At 55.1% G+C, this 14,454-nt stretch carries 11 protein-coding genes; 10 read left to right on the top strand and 1 reads right to left on the bottom strand.

All coding sequences use genetic code 11. The annotated features are described in order from the left end of the window. Window position 1 precedes the first annotated feature (1 nt). From ABRP31_RS14745 to ABRP31_RS14710, 8 genes are all read left to right on the top strand, one after another. The gene (locus ABRP31_RS14745) at window positions 2-874 is read left to right on the top strand and encodes a phytanoyl-CoA dioxygenase family protein (RefSeq protein ID WP_349970152.1); all 873 of its coding nucleotides are present in this window, start codon (window positions 2-4) and stop codon (window positions 872-874) included. A 49-nt stretch (window positions 875-923) separates the two neighbouring features. Next, on the top strand, window positions 924-1,757 hold the full coding sequence (locus ABRP31_RS14740; RefSeq protein ID WP_349970151.1) for an ABC transporter substrate-binding protein: 834 nt from the start codon (window positions 924-926) through the stop codon (window positions 1,755-1,757). 178 nt (window positions 1,758-1,935) lie between these two features. After that, on the top strand, window positions 1,936-2,667 hold the full coding sequence (locus ABRP31_RS14735; protein ID WP_349970150.1) for a class II aldolase and adducin N-terminal domain-containing protein: 732 nt from the start codon (window positions 1,936-1,938) through the stop codon (window positions 2,665-2,667). Window positions 2,668-2,793: 126 nt separating this feature from the next. Further along, window positions 2,794-4,089, top strand: a complete 1,296-nt coding sequence (locus tag ABRP31_RS14730; protein ID WP_349970149.1) for an NAD(P)/FAD-dependent oxidoreductase — start codon at window positions 2,794-2,796, stop codon at window positions 4,087-4,089. 54 nt (window positions 4,090-4,143) lie between these two features. Further along, window positions 4,144-4,560, top strand: a complete 417-nt coding sequence (locus tag ABRP31_RS14725) for a RidA family protein (RefSeq protein WP_095101531.1) — start codon at window positions 4,144-4,146, stop codon at window positions 4,558-4,560. Between the two features lie 11 nt (window positions 4,561-4,571). After that, complete coding sequence (locus ABRP31_RS14720) at window positions 4,572-5,249, top strand: DUF1028 domain-containing protein (protein ID WP_349970147.1); 678 nt, start codon at window positions 4,572-4,574, stop codon at window positions 5,247-5,249. Continuing rightward, window positions 5,246-6,397, top strand: coding sequence for an acetylornithine deacetylase (argE, locus tag ABRP31_RS14715; RefSeq protein ID WP_349970146.1), 1,152 nt, complete (start codon window positions 5,246-5,248; stop codon window positions 6,395-6,397). Before ABRP31_RS14720 ends, argE begins: the two co-directional genes overlap by 4 nt. A 391-nt stretch (window positions 6,398-6,788) precedes the next feature. Beyond that, window positions 6,789-8,414: a methyl-accepting chemotaxis protein gene (locus tag ABRP31_RS14710; protein ID WP_349970144.1), complete on the top strand. Its 1,626-nt coding sequence runs from the start codon at window positions 6,789-6,791 to the stop codon at window positions 8,412-8,414. Window positions 8,415-8,601: 187 nt separating this feature from the next. Here the strand turns inward: ABRP31_RS14710 and ABRP31_RS14705 are convergent, their stop codons facing one another. Next, window positions 8,602-8,976, bottom strand: coding sequence for a helix-turn-helix domain-containing protein (locus tag ABRP31_RS14705; RefSeq protein WP_349970143.1), 375 nt, complete (start codon window positions 8,974-8,976; stop codon window positions 8,602-8,604). 97 nt (window positions 8,977-9,073) lie between these two features. Here ABRP31_RS14705 and ABRP31_RS14700 point away from each other — a divergent pair, with 97 nt between their 5' ends. Next, a complete protein-coding gene (locus ABRP31_RS14700) occupies window positions 9,074-9,823 on the top strand; it encodes a glucose 1-dehydrogenase (RefSeq protein WP_349970141.1) in 750 nt (249 codons plus the stop codon). Window positions 9,824-10,348: 525 nt separating this feature from the next. After that, window positions 10,349-11,749 (top strand): MFS transporter, encoded by a 1,401-nt coding sequence (locus ABRP31_RS14695; protein WP_087264303.1) that lies wholly within the window; start codon window positions 10,349-10,351, stop codon window positions 11,747-11,749. Window positions 11,750-14,454: the final 2,705 nt, after the last annotated feature.

Here is a 14,454-nt window from a genome sequence, read left to right as displayed (position 1 = left end):
CATGATCGAGCAATGGCAGATCGACCAGTTTCACGCGCAGGGTTTTCTGGTCGTTGAGGGCGTGCTGGCAGCCGACGAAGTAGCGGCGTTGCAGCATGACTTCGACCAGTGGGTGGAAGACAGCCGCACTCAAGACCGTGCGTGGGGACAGACGCTGGACGGTCGGCCGCGTTTCGATCTTGAAAGCGACCATCGCCCGGATCATCCGTCGTTGCGGCGCGTGACCTCGCCGACGGAAATCTCACCGGCTTACCAACAGACTGCCTTTCAGTCGCGCATGGCCGCCATTGCTGCGCAATTGATCGGAGGCAACGGCACGCGCTTTCATCACAGCAAGATCAACTCCAAATTGCCGCACACGGCCACCCAGGTGAAGTGGCATCAGGACTTTCTGTTCACGCCGCACAGCAACGACGACCTGGTGACAGCGCTACTGATGATCAGTGACGTAACTCCCGAAAATGGCCCGCTGAATGTCGTGCCGGGCAGCCATAAGGGCGAGCTTTGGTCACATTGGCAGAACGGACGTTTCACGGGGGCAGTGGAAGACGCGGTTGTTGAAGAGCATTGCCAGCAACCTGTGGCCTGTTATGGGCCTTCGGGTTCGGTGTGCTTCATGCACACCCGATTGCTGCACGCCTCAAGCCCGAATGAAACCGAGTTCCCGCGCACATTGTTCATCAGCGTGTACGCCGCAGAAGACGCGTTGCCCTTCGGGGAGAACCCGCTGCCAAGCGAACACACCGGCTTGATGGTGGCGGGACACGAAAGCGGCCTGGTGCGCAGCACCGCGAACCAGATCCGTCTGCCGCAGAAACCCAAGGGTGCTTCGTTTTTTGTACAACAGGCCGGAAACGACCTGGCCACTGCCTGATGCCTGAATAGCCACTGCCTGAACCTTACTGACTCCACGAGGAATACTTATGAAGCTGACCCGTCTGTTCGTTCGTCCCGCTGCGATGGTTGTACTAGGCGCTGCGGTTGCCATGGCTTCATCGATGGCTTCGGCTTTCCAGCAGCCAGGCAAGATCATTGCCGGTTCCGACATGACGTTCTATCCGTATGAGTACATGGACAACAACCGTCCAGCCGGCTTCGACATCGAGTTTCTGGATGGTCTGGCTAAGGTCATGGGGATGAAGGCCGAGAATCTCGACACCCGTTTTCCCAACCTGATCGGCGGGCTGCAAGGCGGCCGGTTTGATATCACCAACTCGTCGATGTACATCACCGCCGAACGCCTGAAAGTCATCGACATGATCCCTTACCTGAAAAGCGGGGAGTCGATTCTGGCGGTCAAGGGCAGCGCGTATCAGCCAAAGACTCCGGAAGATTTCTGTGGCCACAAGATCGGCTCCATGGCCGCCACGTCCTGGCTGCAACAACTGCAGAAACTGTCCACCGACTACTGCGTAAAGAACGGCCTGCCGCCTATCGCGATCAGTGAATACGGCACTGATCCGCAAACCACTCAAGCGATGCTGGCTCACGCGGTTGAAGCTCAGATCACCGACGCGGCTGTGGCGCGGGGCGTGGTTGAAAAGCTCGGTAACCGGGTAGTGATTTCATCCGAGACATTGATCTATCCGGTGCTTAACGGCTTCGGCGTGAAGAAAGGCAACGATGTCGTCCGCAATGCGTTGATTGAAGGGCTAGAGAAGTACAGCAAAACACCTGAATACAAGGCTTTGCTGGACAAGTACAAGTTCCAGGCGCCGACGGCGGATGACATTGCAGCGCTGATGCCCAAGCCCTGATTGGCACGTTTGCAGACGCGCAGTAAACGCTGAACCTGTAGGAGCTCACCGAGGTTACGAGGCCAGCGATGGCGGAGATCAGACATCCAGTGATCGCTGGCCTCGTAACCTCGGTGAGCTCCTACAGGACTGGTTTCAACCTGGAATTTTGCCTTTATTTGGCAGGAGGATTTTCGACATGGCCCTTAACTTCGAGGAGCAGACGCGTCTGGATCTGGCGGCGACCTTTCGCATCATTGCTCACCTGGGCATGCATGAGGCGGTGGCCAACCATTTCAGTGCGGCCGTTTCATCTGACGGAAAGCAGTTTCTGTTGAATCCGAAGTGGAAGCATTTCTCGCGCTTGCGTGCCAGTGATCTGCTGCTGCTCGATGCCGATGATCAAGACGCCGCGCAGCGACCGGGTGTGGATGCGACAGCCTGGTCCATTCATGGACAGATGCACCAGCGTCTGCCTGAAGCCCGCGTGGTTTTGCATCTGCATCCGGTCTACACCACTGCGGTGGCGTGCCTGGCGAAGCCGCACATTCCGGCAATCGATCAGAACACGGCCCGCTATTTCAACCGGGTGGCGATAGACGAGCTTTACGGCGGTATGGCCGACACCACCGCCGAAGGTGCTCGCCTGGTCGGGTTGCTGGATGGCAAAAGCCGCCTGTTGATGGGCAACCATGGCGTGATGATCACCGCGCCGACAATAGGTGAGGCATTCGACGACATCTGGACCCTGGAAAGAGCCTGCCAGATTCTGGTCACGGCCTGGTCCACAGGTCAGCCATTGAAGACGCTGCCGGACGATGTCGCAGAAAAGACAGCCCGCGACTGGGAAAAGATCACCGATTTTTCGCAGCAGCATTTCGAAGAAATGAAGTGGCTGATGCTTCAGGCGGATCCTTCACTGGCCGACTGACCCAAACATTTCACTGACTGTATACGCGTCTGCGGATGCCGTAGGGCTTATCGCGCCTGCACGCTGACATTTTCGTTATTTTTACTGCGTCAACCCGTCACAAAGGGCGTGTTGAAGGATGCCAGGATGACCGAACACATCACAGAAATTGACACGCTCGTCGTAGGGGCAGGGCAGGCCGGTGTCGCCATGAGTGAACACCTGAGCCGACTGGGCATTGCCCATCTGGTGCTGGAGAAACACCGCGTTGCCGAAGCGTGGCGCAGCGGCCGCTGGGATTCGCTGGTCGCCAATGGGCCGGCCTGGCATGACCGCTTTCCGGGCCTCGAATTCGACATGGACCCGGACGGGTTTGCCGGCAAAGAACAGGTCGCCGACTACTTCGAACGCTATGCACGTAAATTCAATGCACCGATCAAGACCGGCGTCGAGGTCAAGCGTGTGACCCGCAACGTGGAACGTGCCGGTTTCACTGTGGAAACCAGCGCGGGTACTTACATCGTCAATCATCTTGTGTCTGCGACCGGGCCGTTTCAGAAGCCCGTCATTCCATCGATTGCGCCCAAGGATGACGCGCTGCACCAGATCCACTCGGCGCAGTACTTCAACCCTCAGCAATTGCCTGCCGGCGCCGTGCTGGTGGTCGGGGCGGGCTCGTCCGGTGTACAAATCGCCGATGAGCTGCAGCGTTCCGGTCGCCAGGTCTACCTGTCAGTGGGGCCTCATGATCGTCCACCGCGAGCCTACCGCGGCCGTGATTTCTGCTGGTGGCTTGGCGTCCTCGGGCTGTGGGACAGCGAAACCGTGCAGCCCGGAAAAGAGCACGTCACGATTGCCGTCAGCGGCGCGAGAGGCGGCCAAACCGTTGATTTTCGCCGCCTTGCTCAAGCGGGCATGACGCTGGTCGGTCTGACGGAAAGCTTCGGCGAGGGCAAGGTGCGCTTCCAGAATGACCTCGGCGAAAACCTTGATCGCGGCGACGAGAACTACCTGTCGTTGCTCGATGCCGCCGATGCGTATGCCCGTCGAAATGGTCTGGATTTGCCACTGGAACCCTTAGCACGTGAGCGCGTAGCTGACGCGGCATGTATCACTGATCCGCTGCGTGAGCTCGATCTGGCTGAGGCCGGTATCAGCTCCATCATCTGGGCCACGGGCTATTCCCAGGACTACAGCTGGCTGCAGGTCGATGCGTTCGACGCCAAGGGCAAGCCGATGCATCAGCGCGGGGTGTCCAGCGAGCAAGGTCTGTATTTCGTAGGTCTGCCCTGGCTGTCGCGACGCGGCTCGGCATTCATCTGGGGCGTGTGGCATGACGCTAAACATGTCGCTGATCAAATCGCCACCCAGCACAAGTATCGCTCGTATGACCAGGGCAAGCGTGCTGCCCCCGCTGTTCGGTTGCGCAACGTTAAAGGTTGAGCGTCGTTAATTGGGCGCAGGTCGCGCGCCCCCCAGTGTTCACAGGAGTTTTCCATGGCTACCCCGACTCACACGCGTATTCGCATGTTCAACACCAAAGATACCTACCCCAACCAGAGCCTGGACAACGACCTCTGCCAGGCGGTGCGTGCCGGCAATACTGTGTACGTACGGGGCCAGGTCGGCACCGACTTCGAGGGGAACCTGATCGGCCTCGGCGACCCCGGCGCTCAAGCGCATCAGGCCATGAAGAACGTCAAACAACTGCTGGAAGAGGCCGGTAGCGATCTGTCTCACATCGTCAAAACCACCACCTACATCATTGATCCGCGTTATCGCGAGCCGGTTTATCACGAGGTGGGCAAGTGGCTTAAAGGGGTGTTCCCTATTTCTACCGGGTTGGTGGTCTCAGCTCTGGGTCAGCCGCAATGGCTGATGGAAATCGACGTGATCGCCGTCATTCCCGAATAAGGACTTTCGTCATGACCTTTTCCATTGCTGCACGTTGCGCCGAAACTGGCCAGTTGGGTATTGCCATCAGCTCATCAAGCATCGCTGTCGGCGCCCGTTGCCCCTGGCTGCGCGCTGGTGTTGGCGCTGTGTCTTCGCAAAACATCACACTGCCAGCCTTGGGCTCGCAAACGCTGGATTTGATGGCGCAGGGCGCGTCATCTGCTCAGGCATTGGAGCGGTTGTTGGTAGACCAATCGTTCATGGAATATCGGCAAATTACAGCAATTGATCACTTGGGCCGTGTCGCGCATTTCAGCGGCAGCGAAACGCTCGGGCTCAACAATGCCGTCAGCGGTGAGCAGTGCGTGGCGGCCGGCAATATGCTGGCTAATCCTCATGTGATCAACGTTATGGTGCAGGCTTTTGAGCAGGCCTCAGGGCATCTGGCTGAGCGTCTGTTGCAAGCCATGCGCGCGGGACAGGCAGCGGGCGGAGAAGCCGGACCGGTACATTCCGCAGCGCTGAAAGTAGTGGCTGATGTGCCTTGGCCTATTGTTGATTTGCGTGTCGATTGGGCCGAGCATGACCCGATCAATGTTTTGGGAGACCTGTGGCAGGCTTATCAGCCGCAGATGCAGGATTATCTGGACCGCGCCCTGAATCCCGCCGGAGCACCAGGTTACGGCGTACCGGGAGATGATCGATGAGCGACAGTCGTGAGTTATTGGCTCGATTGGTGGCATTCGACACGACCAGCCGAGAATCGAATCTGGCGCTGATCGATTTTGTGCGTGGTTACCTCGATAGCCATGGCGTTTCCTGTGAACTGATCTACAACGCGCAAAAGACCAAGGCCAATCTGTTCGCGACCATCGGTCCGGCGCAAGTTCCTGGCATCGTCCTGTCTGGCCATACGGATGTAGTGCCGGTAGACGGCCAGGCCTGGACTTTTCCGCCGTTCAAGTTGAGCGAGGAGGAGGGTAGGCTATACGGCCGTGGCACCGCCGACATGAAAGGCTACATAGCGTGTGTTCTGGCGATTGTTCCGCAGTTGACGCAGAACACGCTGCGCATGCCTGTGCACATTGCTCTTTCCTACGATGAAGAAGTGGGATGCCTGGGCGTTCGTTCATTGCTGGAAGTGCTGGGTTCAAGGCCGGTGAAACCGCTGCTCTGTGTGATCGGTGAACCCACGGAGTTAAAGCCGGTGCTTGGGCACAAGGGCAAAGTAGCCATGCGTTGTGATGTGCATGGCCTGGCTTGCCATTCGGCCCATTCGCCCAGTGGTGTCAACGCCATTGAGTACGCGGCGCAGTTGATCAGTGAGCTGGGCCGTCTTGGGAAAGCATTGCAGGCTGAAGAGCTGCAGGATGCGCGTTTTGATCCACCGTTTTCAACCGTACAGGTTGGCGTGATCGGCGGTGGAGCAGCGTTAAACATTGTTCCCGAACATTGTCGTTTTGACTTTGAAGTGCGCTCGCTGCCGGTACAGGATCCGCACGGCGTTATCACTGCCATGCAGGCGTACGCACAACATAACCTGCTACCCGCGATGCAGGCTGTCAGCGGGTTGGGTGACATCCGCTTTACCGAGTTGTCGAGTTACCCCGGCCTGGATACTTCGATGCACAGCCAGGCCGCAGAATTGATTGCGCAGTTCTGTGGCTCTCGGGCATTCGCAACCGTTGCCTTCGGCACTGAGGGCGGGCTATTCGATCAATCAGGAATTCCGGCGGTGGTCTGCGGCCCAGGTAGCATGGCGCAGGGACACAAACCGGATGAGTTCATCAGCATCGGCCAGCTTGAGGCGTGTGATCAGATGCTGAGACAGGTGTTGGCGTTTGTACGGCGCTAACCTGTCAAGCGATCCGCGTAGTGCTCACAGCGCAAACCACGGATCACACCCATTCTGGAAGATGTTTTTGCACTAACTTTGCGCTGGTTAAGCGCTGGTTATGTACTAGTTTGCACTAGAGCCCAACGTATTAATTAGTTAGCAGTAGCACAGCACATAAACACAAGTCGCTGTACATCTTTTGGAAGTTTTCGACGTGGATGGCAGCCAGTCTATTGGCGTCAGAAAATAAATTTTAAATTCTCCTAAACTTATACGAAATCTTCGCCGATAGGTGTAACAAGGTGTGTAAAGGCTAAGTCGCTACCGAATCGTCATGGATTCGAGTAGGTCGCCTTGTCACAGTTAGAGCATGGAGCGCTATTGCTGTTACTCCAACGAGATTTCGTCTATGTCTATAAGAAACATGAATATCGCTCCCCGGGCGTTTCTTGGTTTTGCGTTCATTGCTCTGTTGGTTATAGCGCTGGGTTTCTTCGCGTTGAACCGCATGAGCTTGATTCGCCAAGCCACGGTGGACATGGAGACCAATACGTTGCCCAGCATTACGCTGATCGGCAACGTCAATGAATCCGTGCTCCGCCTGAGAGTGTTTTCACTGCGCATACTGGTCAATCGCGAGCCGGAAATGCTACAGGAGAGTGATCAGCGGATTGCGGAGATCATTACTCAATTACAGACTGCGAAGTCTGCTTACAGTGCATTGCCAGCCGAGGCTGATGAGCGGGCTACTTTTCAACAGTTTGACTCAACATTAGGTCAGTATCTGGGGTTGCTTAACCAGGCGGTGCAACTGTCGCGTGATAACAAGGTTGAAGAAACTCGCGCCATGATCAACACCAGCATGAGACAAACTTCCGACTTGATGACCAAACAACTCAAGGACCTCGTTGATATCAACAGGGCCGGTGCTATTGCTGGATCCAAGTTAGCCGGCCAGCAGTATGACGGCGCCACGGTTGCTATTATTGCTGTTGCCGTTATTGCTTCGTTAATGACGGTATTACTGGCCTGGTTACTCACGCGCAGTATTGTGGCGCCTTTGTCCCGAGCCGTGAGTGCTGCCCAGGAGATCGCTGCGGGCAACCTGACCAAACATATCGAAGTGGATGGCAAGGACGAACCGGCACGCTTGCTTGAAGCACTGGTCATCATGCAGCAGAACCTTCGTAAAACTATCGAGATGATCTCAGGATCGGCCACGCAACTGGCCTCTGCAGCGGAAGAGTTGAGCGCTGTCACTGAAGAGTCTTCGCGTGGCTTGCAACAACAGAACGACGAAATTGAACAGGCTGCGACCGCGGTGAATGAAATGACGGCGGCTGTGGAGGAGGTTGCCCGTAACGCGGTTTCGACATCCCAGGCTTCTGAGCAGTCCACTGACACCGCACGTCAAGGCCGAGACAAAGTCGTGCAGACTGTACAAGCGATTCAGAACATGACTCAGGACGTACAAACCACCTCGACTCTGGTCGAAGGCCTGGCGGAGCAGGGCCGGGACATCGGCAAGGTGCTGGATGTCATTCGTTCGATCGCCGAACAAACCAACCTCCTGGCATTGAACGCGGCTATCGAAGCCGCGAGGGCTGGGGAAGCAGGTCGTGGTTTTGCTGTAGTCGCTGATGAAGTCAGAGCATTGGCACACCGCACTGCGCAATCGACACGCGAGATTGAACAGATGGTCGCCGGTATTCAGAGTGGAACCGGTAATGCCGTTCAGTCGATGGCGTTGAACACTAGCCGCACGCAAACCACTCTGGAACTGGCCCGCGCTGCCGGAGATGCTCTTGAGCAAATCACCGAAGCCATTTCGCAAATCAATGAGCGCAACCTGGTGATTGCCAGCGCCTCTGAAGAACAGGCTCAGGTTTCTCGTGAAGTGGATCGCAATCTGGTCAACATCCGCGACCTGGCCACTCAATCAGCTGCAGGTGCTAATCAGACCAGTGCCGCCAGTCATGAGCTGTCGAGACTGGCAGTAGACCTGAACGGCATGGTGGCGCGCTTTGTCATTTGATGAAGGATAGCCAGTGCCGCGGGTACTGCGCTGTCGCACTGCCAACATAGGCCTGTAGGAACTAACTTGTTGGCGAGACGTAGGGCCTGCTAGCCAGGAATTACGCATCGCCGACAAGTTGCATTGTGTTTGACAGGTGCGGTGCCGGGCATCCCTTGCACCGCGCTTTCGCCTTAATGCACCAATATCAGTGGACAGGGCTCAAGGGCTGGGCGAGGGCGGACGTACGCCGTTCGCTGATGCGCTCCACGGTTTCCATATGCTCCGTTCCCCACACGCAGAGCGCTCCCAGCGCTGTGGCCAGTGACTGCCCGAAAGGTGTCAGCGAATATTCGACCTTCGGCGGTATCTCCTGATAGTCGATACGGGCAACGATTTCATCGCGCTCCAACTCCTTGAGCTGCTGGATCAGGACCTTATCGGTTACGCCACCAATCGCACGTTTCAATTCGCCATAGCGGTGAACATCCCGCGTCAGGTTATAAAGAACCAGTGGCTTCCATTTGCCTCCAAGCACCGCGAGGGCTGCTTCGAGCCCGCATTTAAATGTGTTGTTCGACATTATTCTGGCCGCTCCGTTGGTACTTACCAAAAGGTGCATACTATTCAAATAAATAGCGTCGATCTACAGTGAGTCCTCACATTCTGAGGGCACCATCATGAGCAGGCTTACCGGGAAAGTAGCAGTAATTACTGGCGGCAATAGTGGTATCGGCCTTGCCAGCGCAATTCGTTTCGCAGAGGAGGGTGCACAGGTCGTCATCGTGGGTCGACGGCAGGAGCAGCTGGATACGGCGTTGCAACTGATCGGCCATGACGCGATGGCGATTCAGGCTGACATCTCGAATCTGAACGACCTCGATCGCGTCTACGCCGAAGTCAAAACTAACCTGGGCCGGATTGACGTACTGTTCGCAAACGCGGGGTTAGGCGATTTCGAGCCACTTGGATCGATCACCGAGGCATCGTTTGATCGCACGTTTGGCATCAACGTCAAAGGCACGCTGTTCACGGTGCAGAAGGCGTTGCCGCTGATGAGCACGGGCGGCTCGGTCATCCTGACCGGTTCGACAACAGGGACCATGGGCACACCGGCATTCAGCGTTTACAGCGCAACCAAGGCTGCACTCCGTAATTTCGCCAGAAGCTGGGCGCTGGACCTTAAAGGTACGGGGATTCGCGTTAACGTCATTTCGCCAGGACCGATTTCTACACCGGGACTCGACTTGGCACTGGCGCCGACTGGCCAGGCAGAGGCCATTGTTGACGGCATGATTGCGCAGTTGCCGGTTGGCCGTATAGGGCAGCCCGAAGACGTTGCCGCAGCAGCTGTGTTCCTGGCGTCCGATGAGAGCAGTTTCATGACCGGTAGCGAAATGTTCGTGGATGGGGGATTTGCTCAGGTTTGAGCTGAGCAGAGGTTCTGCCAATTGAATCTGGCTGGATAACGGACCACCAGCTCAAACGCTCACTTTGGTGGCGGTACCGGGCATCTCATCCAGCCAGATAATTCGCGGTGCGCAGGCACATTTTTGGGCTACTCGACGGCGTTGTGGGGTGGACCTGTGAAATCCGCGTGAAAAAAATTACTTTTCTAGATGTTTCAGATTGACATCGAGATGTTGCGCTCGCTATAAAGCAGATGTTGTACGACGACAGACGAATTGTCGTCGACCAAAGCTAAAAATAAAAACAGAGTGTCGTCCATCATGAGCCCAGATCGCTTGAATATCTCGCTGATTGCCGTCGTTGCAGGTTCAGGTTTTATTGCACGCCCACGGGCGCAATCAAGCCCGGCGCTGCCGAACCCTCAGTACACCCGATAACCTCAGTTTTAAATCCGACTCCAGCCATCAGGCGTGGAGGGCGTACACCTGCGCTCTCGAAATGTTGTCGAGAGAACCATCAGCATAATCCAATAATAAAGTGATGCTATGAACGTTAATGAAGCGGTACACGCGCAAAGCGTTAGCCACGCCATAGGCAAATATCGATGGACGATCTGTGCGCTGTTGTTCTTTGCGACGACGGTCAACTATCTGGATCGTCAGGTTCTTAGCCTATTGGCGCCGGGCCTTTCAACCCAGTTTGGCTGGAGTAATACCGACTACGCCAACATCGCCTCGGTCTTCCAGTTCGTCTATGCGATTTCCATGCTTTTCGCGGGTCGCTTCGTCGACAAGATCGGCACCAAAGCAGCCTTCATGGTCGCAATCGGTGTGTGGTCGACAGGTGCGGTGATGCATGCGTTTGCAGTGCCGCTGGGTGAGGGAATAGCCTCTATATCCGGCGCGTTGGGCCTCGCTGTTATTCCGGTATCCATTGCAGGGTTCATGCTGGCACGTGCAGTACTGGCGATTGGTGAGTCGGGTAACTTCCCGATTGCGATCAAGGCCACAGCTGAATACTTCCCGAAAAAAGAGCGCTCTTTCGCGACGGGTATTTTCAACTCGGGTGCCAACGTGGGCGCGATTCTGGCGCCGATTTCTGTTCCGCTGATCGCGGCTGCGTGGGGCTGGGAGGCAGCATTCATCGTTATCGGGATGCTTGGCTTCGTCTGGCTCGGTGCGTGGATTTTCCTGTATGAAAAGCCGGAGAATCAGACCCGATTGACGCCTGAGGAATTGGCGTACATCCGCAGTGATGTGGTTGTGCCCGCAGACGCCCGTACCGCGGTGGATACAGGCAAAAAAGTGTCGTGGTTCAAGCTGCTGACCTATCGTCAAACCTGGGCGTTTGCTTTCGGCAAGTTCATGACTGACGGTGTGTGGTGGTTCTTTCTGTTCTGGTTGCCGACTTACCTTGGCGCCCAGTACGGCATGAAAGGTCAGGCAATTGTTTTACCGCTGGCCGTGCTCTACAGCATGACGATGGTGGGCAGTATTGGAGGAGGCTGGTTCCCCAGCTATTTCATGTCACGTGGGGATAAACCTTACGACGGTCGCATGAAAGCCATGTTCGTGATCGCGCTTTTCCCGCTGCTCGTGCTGCTGGCGCAGCCGTTGGGCTATATCAGTTTCTGGATACCCGTCTTGCTGATCGGTATCGGGGCATCAGCGCACCAGGCCTGGTCGTGCAATATCTTCACCACGGTGTCCGACATGTTTCCCCAGAAATCCATTGCCTCGGTGGTCGGTATCGGTGGCATGGCGGGTGGATTGGGAGGCGTCGTCATGACCAAGGTCGGCGGATGGGTTTTTGATTACTACAAAGCCGTCAACGATATTCACACCGGCTACATGATCATGTTTTCCATCTGTGCACTGGCTTATCTGGTGGCCTGGAGTGTGATGAAGGCATTGGTACCGCGACACAAAGAGATCACTGATCTGTAAACCTTCGACACAAGCAGGACATGGCGTGCGGTCGATAGTCTTTGAGAGATTGCCATCGAAGAACTGCGACCGCGTGCTTTCATCATTTAGCACGCCGACCAGGGCCGACCAGACAGGTTGGATCGCGATTGGCTGGCATCAGTTATTTAGCGATAACTGATGACAAGCAGCGCGATTGGAGAATGGCAGCATCGAATCAGAGTTAAATGATCACCAGAAGCACCGCCGTAGAGAAACCCATAGGTACGCATAATGTATATTATGTTAAATCTGACGCTATGTTAGAAATGTTCATGAGCTGCCTAAGCCACTAGTACCCGGAAGTAAATGTACAAATTACTGAGGAGTAAATATCCGAATCCGGGGATCCCGCCCCATTTCGGACATTTACTTCCGTCAACCAAAGCTCATACGGTTGATGGTAAGGATTGCTCCACGATTTGATAAGCCTGCGGCCCAACAAAGCCCAGGTGTGCTGTCCATGGCAAGCGGCGATGTGGCCAACTCCTGCTCAATGGCCCAGGTGGTCGGCAGCCCCAACGCAGCGACGCGCACTTGGACCTGCCGCTGGCCAGGCAGGTGTGAGATATATGGCGCCGCTGTACCAGTGGCCACAGGCCGCACATCTAGGGGTACTCGCAGGAATTGGACAAATTGTCCGCTAAGCCGATGTGGCATCCGGCTCAGTCAGAAAACGCATTCAAAATGCCCGCATCAGCAGGCCAAGGTGTGACAATCCTTTCCCCATAGGATGGACTCCTACTTAGATGAGGAGCCGCTTGTATTGCCCAAAATCGACGTTCGATGGTGCACGATAACTACCGTCAGTACTCGCTCAGCAGAAAGGATGCAAAACTGTCTGCCGGTTTGCTCGACCCCTCGTATTGGGGAGCGACGAAAATCCATAAGTAGTCCATGCATGCAGAGCAATGTAAGGACTCAGTACAAAGCTTTACCATTGATAAGATCACTGATGAACACTCCATCATCTTCAATGATGACGGCAAAGGTAAAAAATCGTTGACTTGTTGGCAAGTCGGTAAAACAAAGACGTCATCTACCTCGACCTTTACCACTGCAAATTCCGCCCTAGGACGGATGGCGTGGCCGCCCTCCCCTGAGCTGGATTTCCGCTAATGGGGGTTGGCGGAAATCGGAAAATTGGGTGCTTAGGTGTCGCCGGCTACAGATAACTTGTCGCCGGTTACAGATAAATGGAATCCCCCTTTTTGGTCGTAACTCTTTGATTGTGCATGGATTTAAAATTTCACTACCAACGAACACTCTTTCTGAGAGTCTTAGATCGCTGGAATTCTTGGCATTCAACGCCTTACAAGCTGAGCTCGTCGGTGGGGTTTTCAGCGATATGTGATTCTCAGCGATGCATTCTTCCAGTGATCCTTGAACGGTGAAGTCGTTAAAAAGCCTTGGAGTGCTTGGTTTCACTACGTCGGATCAAATTTGTCTGGTGAATTTTGTGTAACCATCCTGTGGTCTTTTCCAGCGATCATCGATGATCGCTGGAAAAACTAAAGTCAGGCAGTGACGCAGCCAGTTCCTTTCTCGAGCTATTCCTGGAAAGGGTCAACTGATGTTTGTGATAAGTGTCGCTCCCCACTAAAGCTCATACGGTTGATGATAAGGATTGCTCCACGATTAGTTACGTGCGGCTTAACGGAGACTAATGACCCGGCATAACCGCTTGTGATGGGTTTGCCGCTGATGATATCGAGCGGCTGGCGCAGCAGGTGATCGACAGTCCGCTGCAACGCAGCCAACATGATTCAGGCGCTGTTTTCGATCATCCGTTGATGACCAATTGCAGGAGGCGGCACTGCCGCAGAGGCCTGTCCGGAGTGTGGAGCGGAAAGTCGAGTAGTGAGCTTAAGCGGATGAGGCCTTGCGCTCACGCCGCACCCAGCACGTTCCAGACACTTCCTGATTTGCCATTGGCGTAGTATTGTCCCAAACACCCTGTCAGGAGGACTAAACATGATGTCATCGATTGGTACCCCAAAGCAGCCAAAGGCTCGGGTGAAGAAAGCATTCCAGGATCCGGTCGTGGTGGTGGAGTCGGCAGCATGTGTAGGTGATGCCCACTTCCAATATTTCGGTGAAACGGGACGACTTTTGCGATCTGAGTCGAAGCCGCAGCCTAAAAACCGAGTCGGGCAAGGTCCGAGGGTTTAGATTAGTAAGCAATACGGATATCGCTATAACCGCGGAGCAGATGGCCTTGTTTGAACCTGACCGTCATGAGCGCACCCTTTTTCTATTGGCGACGCTGTTTGCGATGTAAGAACTCGGAAGTAATATTAGAGATAAATTGTGAAGTAATTAGCTGGTAGCGTCGTTTGACGCCTTGTTCACCATTTACCTCCTAGCTCTCACCTTGCAAACCAACGCACTCTCATTGTCAGCAAATTACTTCCGTAAGCTTATCTCCGAACGCGTTATCAACTGATTGGTTCATAATTGGTCTGCGGCGAAAGCTCCGCCAAGTGACGAAAAACCGCCAAGGCCATGATTTTATGGGATTAAAACCTCGATACCGCCTGTGGTCTTTTCCAGTCATCATTGATGATAGGTGGAAAAACTTAAGTCAGGCCGTGACGCAGACAGTTCCTTTCTGAGCGATTTCTAAACTGAGGGCTGGCACTGTTGTGATCAGCCAGCTAGGCGTCCAATTGGCTCACTATCATTGC

This window comes from Pseudomonas caspiana, from assembly GCF_040224095.2.
Classification (GTDB): domain Bacteria; phylum Pseudomonadota; class Gammaproteobacteria; order Pseudomonadales; family Pseudomonadaceae; genus Aquipseudomonas; species Aquipseudomonas caspiana.
This window is presented reverse-complemented; position numbering and strand designations above follow the sequence as displayed.